Source organism: Rhodothermales bacterium (genome assembly GCA_041391505.1).
Lineage (GTDB): Bacteria > Bacteroidota > Rhodothermia > Rhodothermales > JAHQVL01 > JAWKNW01.
In genome coordinates this window covers 16,101-38,794 of the sequence record JAWKNW010000005.1, presented here as the reverse complement: position 1 = coordinate 38,794, position 22,694 = coordinate 16,101, and the positions used below count along the sequence as shown (strand labels likewise).

Annotated in this window: 15 protein-coding genes; 10 read left to right on the top strand and 5 right to left on the bottom strand. The window is 65.7% G+C overall.

The annotated features are described in order from the left end of the window. The first annotated feature begins 3 nt into the window (after positions 1 to 3). The 5 genes from R2834_06830 (at position 4) to R2834_06810 (ending at position 7,147) form a co-directional block, all read left to right on the top strand. A complete protein-coding gene (locus R2834_06830) occupies positions 4 to 2,838 on the top strand; it encodes a T9SS type A sorting domain-containing protein (GenBank protein ID MEZ4700026.1) in 2,835 nt (944 codons plus the stop codon). 19 nt (positions 2,839 to 2,857) lie between these two features. Further along, positions 2,858 to 4,396, top strand: a complete 1,539-nt coding sequence (gene malQ / locus R2834_06825) for a 4-alpha-glucanotransferase (GenBank protein ID MEZ4700025.1) — start codon at positions 2,858 to 2,860, stop codon at positions 4,394 to 4,396. 82 nt (positions 4,397 to 4,478) lie between these two features. Further along, a complete protein-coding gene (locus R2834_06820) occupies positions 4,479 to 4,988 on the top strand; it encodes a DinB family protein (protein ID MEZ4700024.1) in 510 nt (169 codons plus the stop codon). Positions 4,989 to 5,015: 27 nt separating this feature from the next. Beyond that, positions 5,016 to 6,713 (top strand): SMP-30/gluconolactonase/LRE family protein, encoded by a 1,698-nt coding sequence (locus R2834_06815; GenBank protein MEZ4700023.1) that lies wholly within the window; start codon positions 5,016 to 5,018, stop codon positions 6,711 to 6,713. Positions 6,714 to 6,778: 65 nt separating this feature from the next. After that, positions 6,779 to 7,147, top strand: a complete 369-nt coding sequence (locus R2834_06810; protein ID MEZ4700022.1) for a GIY-YIG nuclease family protein — start codon at positions 6,779 to 6,781, stop codon at positions 7,145 to 7,147. A gap of 141 nt (positions 7,148 to 7,288) precedes the next feature. Here the strand turns inward: R2834_06810 and glgX are convergent, their stop codons facing one another. Next, positions 7,289 to 9,451 carry a glycogen debranching protein GlgX gene (gene glgX / locus R2834_06805; protein ID MEZ4700021.1) on the bottom strand — a complete coding sequence of 721 codons (2,163 nt, stop codon included), beginning with the start codon at positions 9,449 to 9,451 and terminating at the stop codon, positions 7,289 to 7,291. 339 nt (positions 9,452 to 9,790) lie between these two features. Between glgX and glgB the strand changes: the two genes are divergently transcribed. Continuing rightward, on the top strand, positions 9,791 to 11,719 hold the full coding sequence (gene glgB / locus R2834_06800) for a 1,4-alpha-glucan branching protein GlgB (GenBank protein MEZ4700020.1): 1,929 nt from the start codon (positions 9,791 to 9,793) through the stop codon (positions 11,717 to 11,719). 17 nt (positions 11,720 to 11,736) lie between these two features. On the opposite strand, the gene R2834_06795 is transcribed toward glgB, so the two are convergent. Then, a complete protein-coding gene (locus tag R2834_06795; protein ID MEZ4700019.1) occupies positions 11,737 to 13,551 on the bottom strand; it encodes an OmpA family protein in 1,815 nt (604 codons plus the stop codon). 567 nt (positions 13,552 to 14,118) lie between these two features. Here R2834_06795 and R2834_06790 point away from each other — a divergent pair. Both R2834_06790 and R2834_06785 read left to right on the top strand, forming a co-directional pair. Beyond that, positions 14,119 to 14,610: a Rab family GTPase gene (locus tag R2834_06790; protein ID MEZ4700018.1), complete on the top strand. Its 492-nt coding sequence runs from the start codon at positions 14,119 to 14,121 to the stop codon at positions 14,608 to 14,610. A gap of 39 nt (positions 14,611 to 14,649) precedes the next feature. Beyond that, positions 14,650 to 15,798 (top strand): HAMP domain-containing sensor histidine kinase, encoded by a 1,149-nt coding sequence (locus tag R2834_06785; GenBank protein ID MEZ4700017.1) that lies wholly within the window; start codon positions 14,650 to 14,652, stop codon positions 15,796 to 15,798. A 42-nt stretch (positions 15,799 to 15,840) separates the two neighbouring features. Here the strand turns inward: R2834_06785 and R2834_06780 are convergent, their stop codons facing one another. Together R2834_06780 and queE are read right to left on the bottom strand one after the other, a co-directional pair. Beyond that, positions 15,841 to 16,275 carry a secondary thiamine-phosphate synthase enzyme YjbQ gene (locus tag R2834_06780; GenBank protein MEZ4700016.1) on the bottom strand — a complete coding sequence of 145 codons (435 nt, stop codon included), beginning with the start codon at positions 16,273 to 16,275 and terminating at the stop codon, positions 15,841 to 15,843. Positions 16,276 to 16,478: 203 nt separating this feature from the next. After that, entirely contained in the window at positions 16,479 to 17,108 is a 630-nt protein-coding gene (gene queE / locus R2834_06775; GenBank protein MEZ4700015.1) for a 7-carboxy-7-deazaguanine synthase, read from the bottom strand. Between the two features lie 140 nt (positions 17,109 to 17,248). On the opposite strand from queE, the gene lhgO reads away from it, so the two are divergent. Together lhgO and R2834_06765 are read left to right on the top strand one after the other, a co-directional pair. After that, positions 17,249 to 18,448 carry an L-2-hydroxyglutarate oxidase gene (lhgO, locus tag R2834_06770; protein ID MEZ4700014.1) on the top strand — a complete coding sequence of 400 codons (1,200 nt, stop codon included), beginning with the start codon at positions 17,249 to 17,251 and terminating at the stop codon, positions 18,446 to 18,448. Then, on the top strand, positions 18,445 to 19,533 hold the full coding sequence (locus tag R2834_06765) for an Ldh family oxidoreductase (GenBank protein ID MEZ4700013.1): 1,089 nt from the start codon (positions 18,445 to 18,447) through the stop codon (positions 19,531 to 19,533). Before lhgO ends, R2834_06765 begins: the two co-directional genes overlap by 4 nt. Before the next feature lie 93 nt (positions 19,534 to 19,626). Here the strand turns inward: R2834_06765 and R2834_06760 are convergent, their stop codons facing one another. Continuing rightward, positions 19,627 to 22,680, bottom strand: a complete 3,054-nt coding sequence (locus R2834_06760; protein ID MEZ4700012.1) for a glycosyl hydrolase — start codon at positions 22,678 to 22,680, stop codon at positions 19,627 to 19,629. Positions 22,681 to 22,694: the final 14 nt, after the last annotated feature.

Sequence of the window (22,694 nt, the reverse complement as noted above, 5' to 3'; positions counted from 1 at the left end):
CGCATGAAAAAAACGATCGCCGTTAGCCTGATCGGTGGCCTTGCGCTCGCGAGCCTTTTTTTCCTCCCGCATCACGCCGGCGATCCGGCCCCGAGGCCGGTCGGCGCGGTCAGCGCATCCTCCCCGCACGCCGGCTACGCCCTGAAGGCTGCCCGGTGGGACTACCTGTTCCACCAGTTGCGGGACCCGGCCACCAATTCGATTCCGCGCAACGTCCGGGCTTCGGAGGTCGAACACGTCCGCCGTATCGCCGAGGCCGGCCGAAAGACCGGGCACCTCGCGTCGTTGCTCACCTGGTTCGGCATCGGTCCGGCGGATGTGGGTGGGCGCACCCGGGCGCTGGCAATCGACCTCAGCAACCCGCGCCGCATGCTCGCCGGCGGGGTCTCCGGAGGCTTGTGGGAAAGCCTCGATGCCGGCGCGACGTGGACTTCCCTGGAGGTCGACGCCGCCACGATGAGCGTAACCGATCTCGTTCAGGACCCGCGGCCGGGGTTCAGGAGCCGCTGGTACTACGCCTCCGGCGAATTCGCCGGCAACAGCGCCTCCGACCCCGACCGGCAGGCGCCGTATTTCGGGAGCGGCCTCTACCGATCGCTCGACAACGGCCGCACCTGGCAGCAGGCCCCCGGCGCGACCGACCGCGACATCACCCGGTTCGACAGCCCGTTCGACTTCGTCAACCGGGTCGCCGTGAGCCCCATCACCGGGACGCTCTTCGTCTCGAGCAATGCGACGGGCATCTACCGGTCCGCCGACGGCGGCGTCTCGTTCGGGCAGAACGAACCCAACTCGACCGTGCCGGCGCCGGTGCTCGGCGGCGTCAACCAGCACAGCTGGAGCGACGTAGCCGTCAACGCCGACGGCACCGTGCTCGCGACCCTCTCCTCCACCGGCTTCGACGCCAGCAACAACGATCCGCCGGGGGTGTACGTGAGCCGCAACGACGGCGTGAGCTGGACGAACATCACGCCGGCGACCTTTCCCCGCACCCACGGGCGCAGCGTGATCGCCTTCGCCCCGTCGAACCCCGACATCGCCTACATCTTCACGACCACCCTCGCCGAGCCCAACGACCGCGAGGACGTCCGCCTCCACCGGTTGAACGTGCGGACGGGCGCCTCCGAGGACCGGAGCGACAACCTGCCCACGTTTGGCGAAGCCGGCAACATCGACACCCAGTCCAACTACAACATGGCCCTCGCCGTCAAGCCCGACGACGAGAACTTCCTCGTGCTCGGCGGCACCAACCTCTACCGATCCGCCAACGCCTTCGCCACGCGGGCGCTGGACCGGACCGACACGTGGATCGGCGGCTACGACGCGGCCGACAACGACTTCGGCATCTACGACAACCATCATCCGGACCAGCACGTCCTCGTCTTCGACCCCACCAATCCCAACCGGCTCTACACCGGCAACGACGGCGGCGTCTACATGACGAACGACGTCACGCGCGCCGGCGCGGTCCTCTGGGAGGATCGCAACCGGGGCTACACGGTATCCCAGTTCTACACGGTCGCGCTCCCGCGCAGCTCGCAGGATCCGCGCGTGGCCGGCGGCACGCAGGATAACGGCACGCCCTACCTGCGCCTCGACGACCTCGACGACGACTCGCGCAACATCAGCGTCGGCGACGGCGGACAGCTCTACCTCGGCGCCGACTTCGCCTTTGTCGGCATCCAGCAGGGCGATATCCTGAAGCTCAACTACAATTCGACCGACGACCCCACGTTCGCCGGCTACAGCTTCATGCAGCCCCGGAGCGCGAACAACCAGCTCTTCGTCAGCCCGTTCGTCGTCAACCCGAACAACGAAGAGGTCATGTTTTATGCCGCGGGGTCGCTCCTCTGGATGCACCGCGACCTGGGGGGCATCCGGGGCGGCCAGACGTCGCAGGACGGCATCACGGAAGGTTGGGAAACCCTCTCCGACCTGCCCTCGCCGGCCCCGCGCGTCGTCACCGCCATGGCCATCTCCGAGTCGCCGTCGCACGTGCTCTACTACGGAGCCAGCGACACCCGCGAGGAAACCACCCTGCCGCCCCGCATCTTCCGCGTCGACAACGCCGACACCGACCCCGCCTCCGCCACGGACATCACCCCCACGGGCCTGCCGGCGGGCGCCTATCTGGTCGATATCGCGATCAATCCCCTCGATGCGGACGAAATTCTCCTCGTTTTCTCCAACTACAACGTGGTCGGGCTCTATCATTCGCAGAACGCCGGCGCGACCTATGCGGCCGTCGAGGGCAACCTGACGGGAACGATCGCGCAGCCCGGACCGTCCCTGCGCAGCGCCGCGATTCTGAACGTCGAAGGCGTCCCGTACTACTTCCTCGGGACAAGCGCCGGGCTGTTCGTGGCCCAGTCCCTCAACGGGAACGCGACCCAGTGGAACCCGGAGGCGGGCGACGCGATCGGCAACGCCGTTGTTTCGGACCTGGCGGTTCGGCAGGTCGACGGCGTGCTCGCCGCCGCGACGCACGGGCGGGGCCTGTTCCTGGCGAGCGTCGACGAGACGTTCGACCCGCGGCCACAGCCGGAGGTGTTCCAGCTGTCCCAGAACTACCCCAACCCGTTCGCATCGACGACGCGGATCGTCTACGATCTGGTAACCGAGAGCCGCGTGTCGTTGGCCCTGTACGATCTGTCGGGCCGGCGGCTGGCGGTGCTGGTCGATCAATCGACACAAAACGAAGGCCGGCACGAAGTCGCCTTCGACGCCGGGCGCCTGGCGAGCGGCACCTATCTGTACCAGATCGTCGTCACTCCGTTGTCGGGGGCGGGCAGCGGCGCCACGCAGGCGCAAACGCGAAAAATGATGATCATCAAATAGCCCTCGGCTTCGCACCTTCATGAATCTGCCGCGCTGTAGTGGGATTCTCCTCCATATAACCTCCCTTCCGTCACCCTTCGGCATCGGCGATTTCGGTGCCGCCGCCTATCAGTTCGCCGACTTCCTCGCCCATACGGGGCAACGCGTCTGGCAGGTGCTCCCCCTCGTCCCGGCCGGCTACGGCAACTCGCCCTACGCCAGCCCCTCGACCTTCGCGGGCAACCCCCTGCTCATCAGCCCCGACCAGCTCCGCCACGAAGGCCTGCTGCGCGACGAAGACCTCTGGCATACCCCCGAGTTCTCGGCCGTACATGTCGAGTTCGAGCGGGTATCCGACTTCAAATTCCAGCTGCTCGAGCGCGCCTACCGCCGCTTCGTGGCCGGCGAATCCAGCATCACGACCGAAGCCTTCGAGGCCTACTGCGCCCGGGAGGCCTACTGGATCGAGGACTATGCGCTGTTTGCCGTGCTCAAGTTCGTCCACGACGGCAAGACGTGGACGGAGTGGGACGACGACCTGAAGCGCCGCCGCGCCGCCGCGATGCGCAAGGCGCGCGAGGTCCACGCCGAGGGCATCCGGATGCAGATGTTCTGGCAATTTCTTTTCGATCGGCAGTGGCAGGCCCTGAAGACGTACTGCAACGAGCGGTCGATCTCGATCCTCGGCGACCTGCCCATCTATGTCGCCCACGACAGCGCCGACGTCTGGGCCAACGCCAGGCTGTTTCATCTGGATGAGGATGGCTGGCAGACCGTCGTCGCCGGCGTGCCGCCGGATTACTTCAGCGAAACCGGGCAGCGCTGGGGCAACCCGATCTACCGGTGGGATCGGATGCACCGCAACGGCTACGAGTGGTGGACCCGGCGGATGGCCAACATCATGAAGCAGGTGGATTTCATCCGCCTCGATCATTTCCGGGGGTTTGAGGCCTTCTGGCAGGTGCCGGCGTCCGAAGATACCGCCGTCAACGGCGAATGGATCGACGGCCCCGGCGCCCGGCTCTTCACCGTGCTCGAGGAACACCTCGGGACGCTGCCGGTCGTGGCCGAAAACCTCGGCGTCATCACCCCCGGCGTCGTGGCGCTGATGCAGCAGTTCGGCTTTCCGGGGATGGCGGTGCTGCAGTTCGGGTTCGATTCGGACGCCAGCAACGAATTCCTCCCCCACAACTACCAGCGCGAACTCGTCGCCTACACGGGCACGCACGACAACGACACGGTGGCCGGCTGGTGGTTCAACGACAAGAGCACGCAGGGCGCCGAGGTCATCGCCCGCGCCCGGACCTATGCCCGCGACTACCTCGACGTGCGGGACGAGCACGACATCCACTGGGCGCTCAACCGGGCGGTGCTCGCCTCCGTGGCGCGCGTGGCCGTGTTGCCGCTACAGGATATCATCGGACTCCGGAGCGAGGGCCGCATGAACACCCCCGGCACCGTCGGCGACCCCAACTGGGGCTGGCGCTTCCGCGCCGACCAGCTGTCGCACGATGCGATGGAGCGCCTCAAGCACCTCACCCATCTCTACGGGCGCGGCCCCGCCCCGGAGCGCGCATAACCCGACGGCGGCGCCCTTGTGGGACACATCGCGTGACGACGTATATTGCTTCGTCGTCACCAACCTACCCACGCAACCGACCATGGCCCCGCTTCCCTCGATGCTGGAGCACATCCTCCTGCGCGATCTCAAGACCCTCCGCGATGATGTCGAAGCCTACCCGGACGAGGACGCGATCTGGGCGCAGCCGCCCGGTCTTCCCAACTCGGGCGGAACGCTCGTCCTGCATCTGGCCGGCAACATCCAGCATTTTATCGGCGCCCGGCTGGGCGGATCGGACTTCATCCGCGACCGGACGGCTGAATTCGGGCTCCGCAACGTGCCCCGCGCCGAGCTGCTCGCCGCCGTCGACGCCGCCACCGCCGCGGTCCGCGCCACCTTCCCCAGGCTCTCCGGCGCCGATCTGGGTCTTCCGTTCCCCGACATGCTTCGCGACCGGGTGGTGGAAACCGGCGACATGCTTCTGCACCTGGCCGTCCATCTCGGCTACCATCTCGGGCAGGTGGACTACCACCGCCGTGTGGTGACGGGCGACAGCAAAAGCGTCGGCGCGCTGCCGGCAACCGGCCTGTTCACGGCCCGCCTCGCCTGACCCTCCTTCATTCAACCCATCCTCGACATGCGCCCCATCCTTCTCATCCTGGCGGCGGCGATCCTGCATGCTCCGCCCGCGTTCGCCCAGCCGGCCGCCGTTCCCACCGGCACGGTCACCCAACACACCTTCGAGGGGAGCCAGATCTTTCCCGGCACCGTGCGCGATTACTGGGTGTACGTGCCGGCGCAATACGACGGATCGAAGCCGGCGGCCGTCTATGTCGGTCAGGACGGCATCCGATTTAACGCGCCAACCGCATTCGACACGCTGATCGCCGCCGGCGCGATGCCGGTGACCGTCGGGATTTTTGTGATGCACGGCCGGGTGCCGGCCCTGTCCGACGCCGCGCAGGACCGGTTCAACCGGAGCTTCGAGTACGACGGCCTCGGCGACAACTACGCACGTTTTCTGCTCGATGAACTGCTTCCGCATGTGGAGCGGGAGCATGGCCTCAACCTGTCCCACGACGGCAACGACCGCGCCATCGGCGGATCCAGCAGCGGCGCCATCGCCGCCTTCACGGTGGCGTGGGAGCGCCCCGACGCCTTCAGCCGCGTGTTCAGCGCCATCGGGACGTACGTCGGGCTGCGCGGCGGCAACGACTACCCGACGCTCATCCGAAAGTACGAGCCGAAACCGATCCGGGTCTTTCTGGAGGATGGATCGAACGACCTGAACATCTATGGCGGCGACTGGTGGATGGCGAACCAGACGATGGAGCGGGCGCTGACGTTCGCCGGGTACGAAGTGAACCACGTCTGGGGCGAAGGCGGGCACAACAACGAACATGGCACCGAGGTCTTTGCCGACGCGATGCGCTGGCTCTGGCAGGGCTGGCCCGCACGCGTGAAGGCCGGCGCGGGCTCGCCGCAACTGCAGGACATCCTCGTGCCCGGCGAATCCTGGGAGCTGGTGTCCGAGGGCTACCGCTTCACGGAAGGACCTGCGACAAACCGGAAGGGCGAGGTCTTTTTCAACGACGCGCTGGGCAACACGACATACAAGATCGGGCTCGACGGAACGGTCAGCGTGTTTCTGGCGGATTCGCAGGGCGGCGACGGCCAGCGCGTCGGCCCGGATGGCCGGCTCTATGCCGCCGCCGGCCGGGTCCAGCAGATCATCGCCTATGACGACGACGGGGCGCCGACGGTCGTCGCTTCCGGCTTCCGCGGCAACGACCTCGTCGTCCGCCGCGACGGCGGGATGTACGTGACGAACCCCGACTGGGGCGGCACCGGCCCGAGCACGATCTGGTACGTCAGTCCCGCCGGCGAGGCTCGCGTGGTCGACACGGGGCTCCGCTATGCGAACGGGCTGACGTTTTCGCCGGACGAGTCGCTCCTCTACGTCGCCGACAGCCGCACAAAGTGGGTCTATGTCTTCCAGGTTCTCCCGGACGGCACCCTGGCGAACAAGCAGCGGTTCTTCCACATGCACGTGCCGGACACGGCCGAGGACAGCGGCGTCGATGGGCTCCGCGTCGATCGGGACGGCCGGCTTTACGCGGCCACGCGCATGGGCATCCAGGTGGCCGACCCCGTCGGCCGCGTGAACGCCATCATCCCCACGCCGAACGGACGCGTCGCCAACATCACCTTCGGCGGCGAACGCTTCGACATCCTGTATGCGATGTGCGGCGACAAGGTCTACCGGCGGAAGCTCAAGACGCAGGGGCTGCCGGCGTTCCTCCCTCCCATCAAACCGCCCGCGCCGCGCCTGTGACGGGCATGAACGGACCTCCTGATCCGCACGCCCTGCCCGTTGCTTCATCCTTCATCCCGACGCTTATGGCTTCCCCATCCCGAAAAGAACATATACGCGCGTACAAGGAGACCACGCATGCGATGGGTGTGTACCGGATCCACAACACGGCCGATGACCGCAGTCTGGTCGGATCGAGCGTGAACATCGAGGCCCGACTCAACCGGCATCGCGCGGAACTGCGCTTCGGCACCCATCCGAACCGGGCGCTCCAGCAAGACTGGAACCGGCTTGGCCAGGATGCCTTCGTCTTCGAGACCCTCGACATCCTCCCGCCGCCCGACGCGCCCGGCCAGGACGTTTCCGACGACCTCGCCGTCCTCGAATCGCTCTGGCTGGATCGCCTGGCGCCGTACGGTCTGCGCGGCTACCATCCGGACCCCGACGGCGTCTGAATCGTTTCTGGAGGCCCTGTAAAGTAGGGGTGTGACCCGCGGGCATCAGGTTGGTCCTTACGCTTCGTCGAATCAAGGGGGATTTCCTCCGCATCGCCGAGGCCATGCACGTCGGCATGCCCGTCAGCCCGTGACGGATCCTTACCCCGTCGCCTGCAGGATGAATACCGTTCGATGCTCGAGCCGCAGGGTATCGCCGGCGGTGTAGGCCAGCTTCGGCATCTCCGTTTCCGCCAGGGGGTTGGCCTCGATCCAGCGTTTCGGGGCGCGCGGGTTGTCGGGAAGCGTCACGTCGACATCCTCGTCGGAGGCATTCATCCACACCAGAAAGGTGTCGTCGGCCAGGGGGTTGCCGCGCATGTCGACACTGTTGATGCGGCCGCCGTTGAGCAGCATCCCCAGTGTCTGCAGGGTGCCGTTTGTCCAATCCCCATTGTCCATTTCCCGGCCGGCGGGGTGCAGCCAGATCACGTCGCGTTCTCCGTCCTCGTCGGGCCGGCCGGTGAGGAAGCGGTGCCGGTTAAAGTTGGGATGCGCCTTCCTGAAGGCGATCAGGCTCGCCACGTACTCGAAGAAGGCCTGTTGGCGTTCGTCGAGCTTCCAGTCGTACCAGTTTATTTCGTTGTCCTGGCAGTAGGCGTTGTTGTTTCCGTTCTGCGTCCGCGACAGCTCGTCGCCGCCGAGCAGCATGGGTACGCCTTGCGAGAGGAGGAGCGTCGCCATGAGTCCGCGCTTCGTCCGCTCGCGCTGTTCGAGCACCACCGGCACATCCGTCGGCCCCTCGATGCCAAAATTGATGCTGTGGTTGTCGTTGTGGCCGTCGCGATTGTCCTCGCCGTTCGCCAGGTTGTGTTTGGCTTCGTAGCTGACGAAGTCCTCGAGCGTATAGCCGTCGTGCGCCGTGATAAAATTGATCGACGCGAACGGCCGGCGGCCGGAGCGTTCGTAGAGATCGCTGGAGCCGGCGAAGTTGGTCGCCATCGGCCCGACGAGCCCCCGGTCGCCGCGCCAGAACCGGCGGATGACGTCGCGATACCGCCCGTTCCATTCCGTCCACTGCCACGGGAAGCCGCCCACCTGGTAGCCGCCCGGGCCCACGTCCCACGGTTCGGCGATCAGCTTGACGCGGCTGAGCACCGGATCCTGCTGGATGATCTGGAAAAAAGCGGAGAGCATGTCGACATCGAACAGCTCGCGGGCGAGCGCCGAGGCGAGGTCGAAGCGAAATCCGTCGACGTGCATCTCCTGCACCCAGTAGCGCAGGCTGTCCATGATGAGCTGCAGCACGTACGAGTTGCCGGCGTCGAGCGTGTTGCCCGTGCCGGTGTAGTCCATCAGGAAGCGCCGGTTTTGCGGGTTTTCCTTGTAGTACGACCGGTTGTCGATGCCGCGGAACGACAGGGTGGGCCCCATCCGGTTGCCCTCGCCGGTGTGATTGTAGACGACGTCGATGATGACCTCGAAGCCGGCCTGGTGCAGGGCGCGCACCATCATCTTGAACTCGCGGACGGCGGTGAGCCGGCCTTCGGAGGCGTAGGAGGGCTCGGGCGCGAAGAAGGACAGCGTATTGTAACCCCAGTAGTTCGAGAGCCCTTTCTCCACCAGGAACTCGTCCTGCACCTTCGCATGGACCGGCAGGAGCTGGATGGTCGTGACGCCGAGCGTGCGCAGATGGTCGATGACGGCGTCGGAGGCGAGGCCCAGGTACGTGCCCTGCAGCGGGGCATCGACGTCCGGGTGCAGCTTGCTGATGCCGCGCACGTGCGTCTCGTAGATGATCGTGTCTTCCCAGGGTATCCGCGGCGGCCGGTCCTCGCCCCACTCGAACCGCGATTCGACGACGACGCCGAGAGGGGCAAAAGGCGCGCTGTCCAACTCGGAGTAGGACAGATCCTCCTCCGGATGGTCCTTGACATAACCGAACAGGCTGGGGTCCCACTGGAGCGACCGCCCGATCGCCCGGGCGTAGGGGTCGAGCAAGACCTTGTTCGCGTTGAAGCGATGACCGTCTCCCGGGTCAAACGGCCCGTGGACGCGGTATCCATACAGCTGCCCGGGCCGAAGCTGCGGCACATACATATGCCAGATTGGACCCGTGCGTTCGGCCATCGCGATCGTCCGCGCGGGCGCGCGATCTTCCGGGGCATCGAACAGCACCAGCTCGATATGGGTGGCGTGCTGGCTGTAGAGCGCAAAATTCACCCCGAGGCCGTCCCATGTCGCCCCGAGCGGGTAAGGTTTTCCGGGCCACGGACGCATGCCGGCCGGCGTCCTTTTCTCCATCACGTTTGACTTGCCGTTCATACGTATGAACCTGAAGGGATGAGATAGCAGCCCGACCTCGGCCGCGCCGCTGTCAGGGTACGCTCAAGATAGGTCGCAGCGCCCCTGTGTTGCGGGCATGTCCCGCCATCGGGCAAAACCCAGTATCGCGCATTCCACAGAGAATTCCCTGCCAACCCCGCAGGATTCGCAGAGATTCAACGAGTCAGGCGCATTATTGCGGCCTGGATGCCGATTGCCGGCGTCCCGGTGGAGGTTTCTGGCGGATGAACGTGTATCTTGGCTCCAGCATCCTCGTGCAACGTTTCCGCCGAGAACGCGCAATACCGTTCCTTCTGTAACCCGTAACCGCCTCACCCCATGTCCTGGCTTTCCACGGAAGATCTCGATCGCTGGCGCTCCGGCGCAAACGACCTCTCCTATGAAAAACTCGGCGCCCACGCCGTCGACGGCGGAGTGTGGTTTTGTGTCTGGGCGCCTCATGCCGAATGGGTGTCCGTCATCGGCGACTTCAACGGGTGGGACTCCGGGGCGCACCCTCTCGCGTGGGGCGAGGAAGGGTTGTGGACGGCCTTCGTTCCCGGCATCGGGGCGGGGGCGCACTACAAGTACCACATCCGGCGCGGGCATTACTGGGCGGACAAGGCGGATCCGTACAGCTTCGCACTGGAGCCGCCCCACTCGCAGGGCAGCGACATCCAGGGCCTCGCGTCCATCGTGGCCGACCTGAACGTGCACGCGTGGGGAGACGGGGAGTGGATGCAGCATCGCAAGGGGCCGTCGGGTCTCGGGGACCCCATTTCGATCTATGAGGTCCATCTCGGCTCGTGGCGCAAGCGGGCGGACGGCTACTCGATGACCTATCGCGAGATCGCCGCGCCGCTGGCCGAGTATGTGCTGGAGATGGGCTTCACGCACGTCGAGTTCCTGCCGCTCATGGAGCATCCGTTTTACGGATCGTGGGGATACCAGCTCGTCGGGTATTTCGCGCCCACCTACCGGTACGGCACGCCGGCCGACCTGATGTACATGATCGACTACCTCCACCAGCGGGGCATCGGGGTGCTGCTGGACTGGGTGCCGGCGCACTTCGCGACGGACCCCCAGGGGCTCGTGTTCTTCGACGGCAGCCCGCTCTACGAATACGAAGACCTGCGCATGCGCATGCACCCCGACTGGGGCACGTACGTCTTCGACTACAACAAGCCCGGCGTCCGCAACTTCCTGATCTCGAACGCGCTCTTCTGGCTCGACCGGTACCACATCGACGGCCTACGCGTCGACGCCGTCGCGTCCATGCTGTATCGCGACTATTCCCGATCGGAATGGACGCCGAACCAGTATGGCGGGCGCGAGAATCTGGAGGCCATCGATCTGCTCAAACGGGTGAACGAGACGGTCTTCGCGCGCTTCCCCGAAGCCATGATGGTGGCCGAGGAATCGACCGCCTGGCCCGGCGTGTCGCAGCCGACGTTCAACAACGGCCTCGGCTTCCTCTACAAATGGAATATGGGCTGGATGCACGACACCCTGAAATACATGAGCCGTGAGGCCGTGCATCGGAAGTATCACCAGAACGACCTGACGTTCTCCTTTGTCTACGCCTTTTCGGAGCACTACATGCTCCCGCTGTCCCACGATGAGGTGGTGCACGGCAAGGGGTCGCTCTGGAACAAGATGCCCGGCGATCTCTGGCAGCGTGCGGCCAATTTGAGGCTGCTGTACGGCCACATGTTCATGCATCCGGGCAAGAAGCTGCTGTTCATGGGTGCGGAAATCGGGCAGGCCGACGAGTGGAATCACAATGCGTCGGTGCAGTGGGATTTGCTTCAGTATCCGTTGCACGCCGGCATGCAAGCGTGGGTAAAAGCGCTCAACCGGCTCTACACGGAACACCCGGCGCTCTGGCGCGATGACCACGACACGTTTTTCGTGATCGACCACAGCGACCACGAACAGAGCGTGCTTTCGTATGTGCGGCAGGACCAGGACGAGATGCTGGTCATCGTGTTGAACGCGACGCCCGTCCCGCGCGAGGGCTACGAACTTGGCGTGCCGGCGCGGGGCACGTGGGTCGAGGTACTGAACAGCGACGCGGAGGAGTTCGGCGGAAGCGGGAAACGGAATGCGGCCCGGATCACGGCGAAGAAGGCGACCAAACACGGTCAGCCGGCCTCGGCGCCGCTGGTGCTGCCGCCGCTCGGGATGGTGGTGCTACGCCAGGAAAAGAAGGAAACCGCGAAGAAGGAGACCGCGAAGAAAGAGACCCGGCGGGCTGTGAAGTCCTGATCGTCCGATTCCGGAGGTCAGTCCCAGTTGCGGCCTTCGACGATCACGTCGAACGTGACCGCATTAAACGGCTGGATGAGCGTGGAGTCGACGACACCGGTGCGCGGATCTACGAAGAACGGCGCGGATTGCGAGCCCAGCCCGTCCGGCTGGATCACGCTGATGTCGGATTGCCGCAGTCCCCGTCGGATGAGTTCGCTGACGACGGCGTCGGCGCGTTCGCTGCTGATGCGGATGTTTTCGACTTCGCTGGCGCCGGAGGTGGCGTGGCCGTAGACGCTGATGACGAGGTTCTTGTGGCCGATCTGGGCCTGCTGCAGCACGCCGCGCACGGCGAGGAACACCTCGTGGATGACCTCGCGCCGCGTCGTATCGATCACGGAGGACGTGTTCTGGAAGTAGATGACCTTCTGCTCCAGCGCCGTTTCCTGCGCGCGGAGCAGCACCTCGTCGAATACCTCGGCGCCGTCGTCATTGTAGTTGAGGACGCCGAGGAGATACTTGGCTTTTTCCCGCGCGGTATCCTTCCACTCCTTGGGTACCTGCTGGCCGCTCGCGACCAGCACCCCGTTTTCCAGCTTGAGCGTCACCTCGGGAGGGATCGGCCCCAGGAACTGGTAGGCGCGGCGGAGCAGGATGGGCGCGGACATGTCCTGATACGGCGTCCAGGTCTCGACCACGGCGCCCGCCGGCAGGCTGGTGCGCACGCGGATCGAATCGGACGGCGTCGCGAGCGGATCGCGCATGCCGGTAACGAACCATTTGCCGTCGTCGCGCCCCGATTCCAGCACGACGATGCCGGGCTCGGCCTTGAGGTAGGCGAGGTAATCCTTCCACTGGGCGTTGTTGCGGAAGAAGACGAACGACATAAACCCGATCCACACCACGAGGCCGCCCAGCAGAATCCAGAACATCGGCGAGATCGGCCGCTGCGGGATCTGGTAGTGTGAGAGCAGTTCGGCCTCGAGGATCGGCCGGGTCGATTCGAACGGCGTGATGTCGCCGTCGAAGAAGGTCAGTGCGGCATTAAACTGGAGATGGATCGAACGCGCGGTATCCTTGAGCACGCGACGCAGATCCGGTTCGGGCGTACCGCGGACGACGGCCGCGAGGATCGCCTTGGGCCCCTGCTCGATCCAGACGGTGAGTTCGCCCACCTGGAGCGTGGCGAGCCCTTCCTCGGCGCGGGTGCCGAACGAGTCCTGCACGAAATCCTGGATCGCGGTCAGCATGCTCGATACGAGCGACCCGTCCTGCGCCTTGACCGAATCGGCGACGACGTGCTGCAGCGGCAGCCCGCTGATGCGGTGGATCAGGAAGACCTGCTCGACGCGGTAGCGGAGCGTGTGGCTGAGGACGACCTCGGAGAAGGAGCGTTTCGACCGGATGGCTTCGTACTGCCACTTGATGCCGTTGAGCGACACCCCGTACTGAAGCGCCCACTTGATGGCGTTGCGCGTCGAGCGGAACGATTCCTTGATGCCCTTTTTGAGCGCCGGCACCATCAGCGGCGAGATGCCGTCGATCAGCGTTTCGGTATCCTGCTGGACGGCGACGTCCAGCGTGCGGCTGAACGTCTGGGCCAGCGCCTTGGCCAGCTTGTCGCCCTTGCGGGCATTGATGGCGACGGCTTCCGGGAGGTATTTGGCGACGGCGCCCAGCTGCGAATCCGGCGCCTCGAGTTCGTCCAGCCGGCGATGGAGTTGCATCAGCTGGTACTGCTCCGGCGCGAGCAGCAGGCGCCGGAGTTCTTCCACCTCCTCATCCGAGAGTTTGTTGAACGCACCCTCGTTGGTCCCCCCATATACCGAACTCACCACCTTTGATCCCAAAGGGGCACTCGTATAGGGGTTGACGGAAGATGCTTTCGACATCCCAAACTCCTCGGTGTTGGTATAATGCAAGCGTCTAAGATACGAATCGACGGAAAGGAAGTCCGGAATTTATTCGTTCGTTGCCAAAAAATCTACGGGGGTTACGCATAGATTTCGAGGATCCCGCGGCCGATTTGCCTCAATCGGTCCGCCGGCGTTACAATCGACGATTTCGTTTCTGACGCTCCGAATCGCTCGACACGCTCGAGCGACCCGACGTTCAGAATACCCCCGGGCGCGAGGCCCCCCCTAAACGTTTTGCCTCTCGGACCATGCGCCTTCGGCGCATTCGACGATGCGCCGCCGCGCCGCGCCGCGTGTGAGGCGCAAACCACGCGTCGCCGGCCTTCGGGGGAACCAAGTGCATCCTGCTGCGATCTTTTCTCCCCTTTATACGTTCGTAACGAGCCTTCCCCCGGCCGGATACCCTCCACCCACTTTTTCGGCCTTCCGGCACCTGTCTGCCGCGCAACGAATCATCATGTGCTAGTCGCCTCCCCACAGCATACACCCCCTTATCCAGGAATGACCCAGAAAAAGATCTGTACGCTCGGTACATCGGCTGTCGGCAAGAGCAGCCTCGTCGCCCGATTCGTGAAAGGGATCTTCTCCGACCAGTACCTCACGACCATCGGCGTAAAAATCGACAAGAAATCGGTCACGGCGAAAGGACAGAAGGTCGACCTCCTCATATGGGACCTCAACGGGGAGGATCGATTCCAAAAACTCTCCATGAACTACCTTCGCGGGACGGCCGGATATTTGTTAGTGATCGACGGCACGCGGCGCTCCACGATGGATGCCGCGCTCGCCCTGCACCACAAGGCCCAGGCTACCATCGGCGAGGTGCCTTTCGTGGTGTTGATCAACAAAGCGGACGTCGCCAACGAATGGGAAATTCGTGAGGAGGAGATCGCCGACATGCGGGCGCGGGGCTGGACCATCCAGCAGACCAGCGCGAAAACCGGCGCCGGCGTGGAGAAAGCCTTCACCGACCTCGCTCACAAGCTCGTTTAAGCCCGTTACGCTCCCTCCCATCCGCCGTGTAGCATCGACATGAACCCTCTGTTGCTTCCGCCGACCCTGCTGGCCCAGCTCGACATGGCCGTCTTGCGGCGCGAGAACGACGGGCGATTCGTCCTTCTCGGCGAAGCCCCGTACTGGCTTCGCGACATCCATCCCAAACTGAATACCGACGGGGCCCCCTGGCAGCCGGCGGACCATCTGCTTTACCTCGGCCATTTTATCGAAGAAGCCGAGACGATCTGGGCCGGCGACGGCACGGCCCAGCTGGTGTCGGACATCTGGACCGAGGAGGCCTCCTCCGGCAAGGAGTGGCTCCTCGAGGCGACCGCGCTCAAGATGGACGGCCAGAATCTCCTCCTGATCAAGTTTCCGTCGAGCGATTTCAAAACGCTCCGGAGCGTCTATCAGGAGGCGCGCGACCAGGGACTGCGGCAGTACAACCTGCTGAAAGAGATCGACAAGCGCGAGGTGCTGCTGCACTGCACGGTGCACGACCTCTCCGCCCCGCTCGCCGGCATCCGCGCGAGCCTGTGGCTCCTGCAGGAAGACGAGATGGTCAAACCCGTCGGCGAGGAATTCCTGTCCATCGGCCTCGAACAGGTCGACAAGATGCAGGGCCTGATCCAGGAGACGCTCACGACGTTCTCCACCCGCTCCAAGCCGCTGCTGCAAACCGCCGCCAACCTCGAGGACGCGCCCAACATCGAGGAGAGCATCCGCGAGGTGACCGACGCGCTCACGGCGATGGCCTCGCTGAAGAACGTGAACTTCCGGATTTCGCTCGAGGGCCCGCCCGATACCTCCTGGCAGGTCGCCGGCGACCATGCCCGGCTCGAACGGATTCTGTTCAACCTGATGGAAAACGCCCTGCGGCATACCCGCGACGGCTCCTTCATCGCCGTGCGCCTCCGCGACGAGGGCAACGCTATCCGGGTAAGCATCAAGGACCAGGGCGAGGGCGTCCCGCCGGAGATGATGAACGCGCTGTTCGAGAAGTTCTCACAGGGCGGTAAAAACGCCGGCAAGGTCGGCCTCGGCCTCTATTTCTGCCGCATCACCGTCGAGGACTGGGGCGGCCAGATCGGCTGCCTGCCCAATATGCGCGACGGCGCCTGCTTCTGGTTCACCCTGCCGAAAGCGGGGCTCGAAGTGCAGAACGCTGTGAAAAACGCGAAATAAAAAAACGCTGAAACGGCACCCCGCACGTTTCTATTACACGTTTCACCGCCGCATTTCCTCGCCCCATACCGTCACCACCACCCGCCTCGCGCCGCCCCGGTCGCGGTGTTCGCAGAGGTAGATCCCCTGCCAGGTACCGAGCCGCAGGCGGCCGTCCGACACCGGGATCGTGAGCCCGCTGCCCAGCATGGCGGCCTTGATGTGCGCCGGCATGTCGTCCGGCCCTTCGATCGTGTGCTCGAAATACGGCGCGTTTTCGGGCACGGCGCGGTTGAAGTACGCCTCCATGTCCGTCCGCACGTCCGGATCCGCGTTTTCGTTGATCGTCAGGGAGGCCGAGGTATGCAGGATGAACACGTGCGCCATCCCCACCCGGATTTCCGCCAGTTCCGGCACGTGCCGGACGATCTCCGGCGTGATCAGATGAAACCCGCGCGGACGCGGTTGCAGGGCGATTTCGTGTTGGATCCAGCGCATGGGATGATGGTCGATCGGATGTTGCAGGATGAACGGTGCTCGCGGCGTGCATCAGGAGATCTCTCCGTTTCCCACCGATCTCATCGGTGGTCCAGTCGAGACGACATGGACGTAGATTTCCTTAACTCGCACAGGTTGAACGGCCCGATGACCAATGACCGGGAGCCGCAGGCGAGCCTCATGACCAACTCGCCGCAGGCGAGCTACGGAATCCCGAGCAGCTTGTGCGTCTGGAGGCTGAGCCGCCAGGGAGGGTTGGCCAGGCAGTAGGCCATCGCCGCGTCGGTATGGGCGACCCGGTCCGGTCCGTCCATCGGTTGGAGGAAAAAATGCGCAAACGCCAGGCCGGCGAATCGCTCGGGCATGGCGGCGATCTGGGGATAGACCAGCTTCAGCTCATCGCCCTGCCGGACAACCAGGTCGGCGCCGGCTTTCGGGCTCACGCACACCCAGTCCAGCCCCCCCGGCGGCGCCACCGTGCCGTTGGTCTCCACCCCCACCTCGAACCCCTGCCCGTGCAAAGCCTCGATCAGCGGCTCATTCAGTTGCAATAACGGCTCGCCGCCGGTACAGACCACGTACCGCGCCGGCATCCCCGCCGGCCACAGCGACGCCACCCGTTCGGCCAGCGCGCCGGCCTCGTAGCGGCCGCCGTTCTCCCCATCCATCCCCACAAAGTCGGTATCGCAAAACGTGCATACGGCCGACGCGCGGTCGGCCTCCCGGCCGGTCCACAGGTTGCACCCGGCAAAGCGCAGAAACACCGCCGGCCGGCCCGTCTGCGCCCCCTCCCCCTGCAGGGTGTAATAAATCTCCTTGACGGCGTAGGACATGGGAGCGGGGATTAGCGATTAGCGATTAAAGATTTGCGATTAACGATTTGCGGTTTGCGATTGAAGGTGAATTCGTTTCCGGGCGTGGCGTTCCGGGCGTACATTGGGCGAACGCGCAAATCAACTAAAAATCTCCTCCCATGCGTTATGATGTCGCCATTGTCGGAGCCGGCATCGTCGGCCTCGCGACGGGCTATCAACTCGGGCTCCGGCATCCGGGGCTCCGCATCGTGCTGCTGGAAAAAGAAGCGGCCGTCGCGCAGCACCAGACCGGGCACAACTCGGGCGTGCTCCATTCCGGCATCTATTACAAGCCGGGCTCGCTCAAGGCGCAGAACTGCCGCGAAGGGAAGCTGGCCATGCAGCGGTTCTGCGAAACGGAGTCCATCCCCTTCGCCCTCATCGGCAAAGTCATCGTGGCGACGTCCGAGCGCGAACTTCCCATGCTCGACGCCATCCTTGAACGGGGCCAGGCGAATGGCGTGCGCTGCGAAAAGATCTCCCGCGAACGCCTGCTGGAGCTGGAGCCCCATGTCGCCGGCATCCAGGCGATCCATGTGCCCGAGGCCGGGATCGTGGACTACAAGGCCGTCAGCCGGCGACTCGCCGCGTGCATCCAGGAACGCGGCGGGCAGGTGATGACCCAGGCGGAAGTACTGAACCTGGTGGACCGCCCCGACGCCGTCACGCTCGAAACCCGCGCCGGCACCGTCGAGGCCCGGCATGTGGTGAACTGCGGCGGGCTGTATTCGGATCGGGTCGTAAGCCGCAGCGGCGGCGAACCCGGCTATAAGATCGTCCCCTTCCGCGGCGAATATTTCGAGCTGGTGCCCGAAGCGGAGCATCTGTGCCGCACGCTCATCTATCCGGTGCCGGACCCCAGCTTCCCGTTTCTCGGCGTCCATTTCACGCGGATGATCGGCGGTGGCGTCGAGTGCGGGCCAAACGCCGTGCTCGCCTTCGCGCGCGAGGGCTACTCGAAGCGGGTCGTGCGCCCCGGCGAATTGCTCGAAACGCTGGCCTACAGCGGCTTCCGGAAGCTGGCGGCGAAACACTGGCGGACCGGCGCCGGCGAGATGTGGCGCTCGTTCAGCAAGGGAGCCTTTGTGCGCGCGCTGCAGGTGCTCGTCCCCGAGATCCGCGCCGAGCACCTGCACCGGGCGCCGGCCGGCGTCCGCGCCCAGGCCGTCGCCCCGGACGGCAAGATGGTCGACGACTTCCTCATCCGCGAGAGCGGCCGCCTGCTGCATGTGTGCAACGCGCCCTCGCCGGCCGCGACGGCCTCGCTGAACATCGGCCGTCTCGTCGTGGAGCGGCTCGAAGCCTCCCTCGACGCATGAGCACGACGACGCGCCGTTTTCCGGCCGACCGCCTGCTCGGGTTCGTCGAATCCGTCTTCATCCACTACGAGATCCCGGCGCCGGCGGCGCGCGAGGCGGCCCGCATCCTGGTCTCGGCCGACTTGCGGGGCATCGACTCCCACGGCGTGGCGCGGTTGAGGGCGTATGTCGAACTCCTCGACGCCGGCGCCATCAATCCGCGTCCGGACATCCGCATCCTCCGCCAGACGCGCAGCACGGCGACCGTGGATGGCGACAACGGGCTCGGGCTCGTCGTCGGCCCCTACGCCAACCGGCTGGCGATCGAGAAAGCCCGCGATGTGGGGTCGGGATGGGTCAGCGTCTGCAACTCGAACCACTACGGCATCGCCGGCCACTACCCCCTCGAAGCGCTGGAGCACGGGGTGATCGGCATCTCCATGACCAACACAGGTCCGAGCGTAACGCCGCTCTGGGGCGCGCAGCGCATGCTGGGCACCAACCCGATCGCCATCGCCTTCCCGGGCGAAGAGGAGCCGCCGATCGTGATCGACCTCGCGACGAGCGTCGTCGCCTTCGGCAAGATCGAGATCGCCCATCGCAAGCAGGAGCCGATCCCCGAGGGCTGGGCGCTCGACCGGGAGGGCAACCCGATCACCGACCCGGCGCGGATGATGGACGGCGGTCTGCTGCTTCCCCTCGGGTCGACCCGCGACATGGGCGGCCACAAGGGCTACGGGCTCTCGGCGATGGTCGACATCCTGTGCGGCGTGTTGAGCGGCGCCAACTGGGGTCCGTTCGCCCCGCCCTTCGCCGCGAAGATGGCGCAGGACGACGCGCGGGTCGGCCGCGGCATCGGCCATTTTTTTGGCGCGATGGACCTCGCCGGCTTCATCGACCCCGCCACTTTCAAGCGCCAGATCGACCACTGGATCCGCACCTTCCGCGCGACAAAACCCGCCCCGGGCACCGACGGTCCGCTCATTCCCGGCGACCCGGAGCGCGAGGCCGAGGCGGACCGGGGCGTCAACGGCATCCCGCTGCTCCCGCCCGTCGTGGAGGACCTGCGGGCGGTCGGACTGCGATGCGGCGTGGCCTTTCCCTGATCGGCGCGCCGGCGACACGGTTCGTCGCCCACCTTGCTGAAGCCATCCCGCGCCTTCGGGTAGGTGAGATGGTGCAGCAACGCCACCGCCTCTTTACCGCAAGGCCTCCCACCGCGCAGTGACCGCCTGCTCGGATGCCAGCAACTGCGTTACCGCATCCTCGAGCTGGGTCGTCGGCGCCGCGTCGGCGCTCTGGAGCACGGCGATGGCATGCAGGAACTTGTACTGGAGCCCAATCAGCGTCTCGCGATCGGCCGGCGCGGCGGAGATGCTCCCGTACGTGATATCCGGATTGCCGGCCGCCCCGCGACCCCGGAGCGCCATGGCCTGTTCCCGCAGGCGTGCGGCGCCACGGCCGGTTTGCGGCAGCGCGTCGATCGCTTCCACGATGTCCTGCAGACGGTGATATCCAGCATAACATGCCATGGCGAGCGTCGATTGCCGGCGCAGTGCCGCGGCGTCGATCGACACGCGGGGATCGAGGCGCACCGTGATGCGGCCCTCCTGGCTCACGCCATCGACGGTAAGGCGCACGGTGTATTCGCCCGGATGGACGTACGGCCCCGGCGGCCCGCTGGGCGTGTTTTTGTAGACCGCCGCGATGGCGAATTCCCGCTCGCTTCCGCGCGGCGGCGCATAGCGAAGATCCCAGACAAACCGGTGATGCCCGGCCCCGGTGCCGAGCGTTTGCGCCGGCCGGATCCAGTACGTCGGATGCGGCAGCGCCGTCGTATCGACAGGCTCGGCGGCATCGTCGCTGGCATAACGGCGCACGACGGCGCCGGCGCGATCGAGGATCGTCAGCTCGACATGCCGGGCATCCGCCGGCAGCCGGTAGTCGAGCACCGCCCCGTCCGGCGGGTTCTCGCCGGTAGGCTCTTCAGGCGGTAGGGGCGTATCCGAAAACATGTTCCAGCGGACGCGGTACGCCGGCTGCGGCGAAAACAGATGGGCGCTGGCCGAACGCGTGGCCTCGGCCAGTTCCCGCAGCGGCGCGATGTCGTCCAGGATCCAGATCGAGCGGCCGTGCGTGCCCACGACGAGGTCGTTATCATGGATGACCAGATCGCGAATGGAGGACGCCGGCATGTTCTGGCGCAGGTTGTGCCAGTGCGCCCCGTCGTCGGCGGAGAAATAGACTTCCCGCTCGGTGCCGGCGAAGAGCAGGCCCGGCTGCTTCGGATCCTCGCGCACCACGTTGACCGGCCCCATGGCGTTCATCCCCTGCGCGACATGCGTCCACGTCGCCCCGCCGTCGTGTGTTTTGTAGACATGCGGGCGCATGTCGTCCCGCCGGATGGCGTTGACCGCGATATACGCGGTGTTGCGATCGAAATGGCCGGCGACCAGCTGCGAGACCTTGTCCCACGGACGCAGGGCCGGCGGCGTCACGTTGCTCCAGGTCCGCCCGCCGTCGCGCGTCACATGGACGAGTCCGTCGTCGGTGCCGGCCCAGATCACGTCGGCATCGCGCGGAGACGGGCCGACGGCGTAGATGACGCCGCGCCGCGGTGTATCGGCCAGGTCGGGCGTCGCGAAGTCACCGATGCTTTCGGTCAGCTCGGTGTTCTCGCGGGAGAGATCGGGGCTGATCACTTCCCAGGACTGCCCGCCCGAGTGCGTCTTCCAGAGCACATTGGTCGCGAACAGCAGCATGGTGGGATCGGCCGGATGGAACAGCAGCGGCATGGTGCGCAGGATGCGGTACTGCCCGGAACGCAGCGCCTCCGGCGCCACGTTCTGGGTCTGCCCCGTGCGTTTGTCGAAGCGCACAACCCGTCCGCCATACACGATGTCCGGGTTGAGGGGGTCGGGCGCGACGTACGCGTACTCGTCGGACCCGACGCCCATCCAGTCGCGAAACGAAATCTGGCCGCCCGGGCCCCGGCTGTAGACGCCGATGGCGCCGCTCTCCTGCTGGCCGCCATAGACCATATAAGGAAAGCCGTTGTCGGTGCTGACGTGGTAGAGTTGGGCGGTGGGCTGGTTATACCAGGACGACCAGGTCCGGCCGGCGTCGACCGTGATCGTGGCCCCCTGGTCGGCCACAAACAGCATGATGTCCGGCTGTTCGGGGTTGATCCAGATGCGGTGGTAGTCGTCGCCGCCGGGTGCGCCCTTGATCGACGTCCACGAGGCCCCGCCGTCGTCGGAGCGGTAGGAGGCGACGTTGGCGACATACACGACATCGGCATCGCGGGGATGGACGCGGATCTCGGCGAAGTCGCCGCCGCGTCCCCAGAGCCGGCGGTCGGTGGCCACCCGGCGCCACGACTGGCCGGCGTCGTCGGACCGGTAGATGCCGCCGTGCTCGCCGGCATCGACGGTGGCGTAGAGCCGGCTCGGATCGCCCGGCGCGATGCCTATGCCGATGCGGCCGAGGCCTTCCGCCGGCCCGGGCAGCCCCGCCGTCAGCGGCGTCCAGGTATCGCCACCGTCGGTCGATTTGAACAGGCCGCTGTTCGCCCCGGAAAACGCCGCGTTTTCCCAGGGTCCTTCGCGATGCTCCCAGAGCACGGCGTAGACGGTATTCGGATCGGCCGGATCGAACTCGACCTGGATGGCGCCGGTATTCACGTCGCGGTAGAGCACGCGCTCCCACGTGTCGCCGCCGTTTCGCGTCCGGTAGACGCCGCGTTCCTCGTTGGGCCCGTACGGATGACCGAGGCCGGCGACGTAGACGACATCCGGGTTGGTGGGATGCACCACCAGCCGGCCGACCTGCTGCACGTCGCCCAGTCCGATATGGCGCCAGGTTTTGCCGCCATCCATCGTCTTGAAGATGCCGTCGCCGACGCTCAGGTCGGGGCGGTGCAATCCCTCCCCGGATCCCACATAAATAACCTCCGGGTTCGACGGCGCCACGGCGATATCCCCTACCGAGCCGGTCGGGGCCGCATCGAAGATCGGATTCCAGGTGCGGCCGAAGTTTTCGGTCTTCCAGACCCCGCCGTTGTTGACGCCGATGAAGAAAACCCCGGGGCGATCCGGTATCCCCACGGCGCCGACGGTGCGGCCGCCGCGGAAGGGGCCGATCAACCGGTAGGCAAGGTCCTGATAATCCGACGGTGCAACAGCCGGCTGGGCGCCGGCGAGGGAGACGATGAACAGCAGGCCGGCAAGGAGGCCGGCGAAAAATCGAGGCATGACGGAGCAGATCG

What these genes read in the sequence shown, in the direction of transcription:
- R2834_06765 (MEZ4700013.1), top strand. Translation starts at nt 18,445, where the DNA reads ATGAGCACGACGACGCGCCGTTTTCCGGCCGACCGCCTGCTCGGGTTC.
- R2834_06820 (MEZ4700024.1), top strand. Translation starts at nt 4,479, where the DNA reads ATGGCCCCGCTTCCCTCGATGCTGGAGCACATCCTCCTGCGCGATCTC.
- glgX (MEZ4700021.1), bottom strand. Translation starts at nt 9,451, where the DNA reads ATGAACGGCAAGTCAAACGTGATGGAGAAAAGGACGCCGGCCGGCATG.
- queE (MEZ4700015.1), bottom strand. Translation starts at nt 17,108, where the DNA reads ATGTCCTACGCCGTCAAGGAGATTTATTACACCCTGCAGGGGGAGGGG.
- malQ (MEZ4700025.1), top strand. Translation starts at nt 2,858, where the DNA reads ATGAATCTGCCGCGCTGTAGTGGGATTCTCCTCCATATAACCTCCCTT.
- R2834_06810 (MEZ4700022.1), top strand. Translation starts at nt 6,779, where the DNA reads ATGGCTTCCCCATCCCGAAAAGAACATATACGCGCGTACAAGGAGACC.
- R2834_06760 (MEZ4700012.1), bottom strand. Translation starts at nt 22,680, where the DNA reads ATGCCTCGATTTTTCGCCGGCCTCCTTGCCGGCCTGCTGTTCATCGTC.
- lhgO (MEZ4700014.1), top strand. Translation starts at nt 17,249, where the DNA reads ATGCGTTATGATGTCGCCATTGTCGGAGCCGGCATCGTCGGCCTCGCG.
- R2834_06830 (MEZ4700026.1), top strand. Translation starts at nt 4, where the DNA reads ATGAAAAAAACGATCGCCGTTAGCCTGATCGGTGGCCTTGCGCTCGCG.
- R2834_06790 (MEZ4700018.1), top strand. Translation starts at nt 14,119, where the DNA reads ATGACCCAGAAAAAGATCTGTACGCTCGGTACATCGGCTGTCGGCAAG.
- R2834_06785 (MEZ4700017.1), top strand. Translation starts at nt 14,650, where the DNA reads ATGAACCCTCTGTTGCTTCCGCCGACCCTGCTGGCCCAGCTCGACATG.
- R2834_06780 (MEZ4700016.1), bottom strand. Translation starts at nt 16,275, where the DNA reads ATGCGCTGGATCCAACACGAAATCGCCCTGCAACCGCGTCCGCGCGGG.
- R2834_06815 (MEZ4700023.1), top strand. Translation starts at nt 5,016, where the DNA reads ATGCGCCCCATCCTTCTCATCCTGGCGGCGGCGATCCTGCATGCTCCG.
- glgB (MEZ4700020.1), top strand. Translation starts at nt 9,791, where the DNA reads ATGTCCTGGCTTTCCACGGAAGATCTCGATCGCTGGCGCTCCGGCGCA.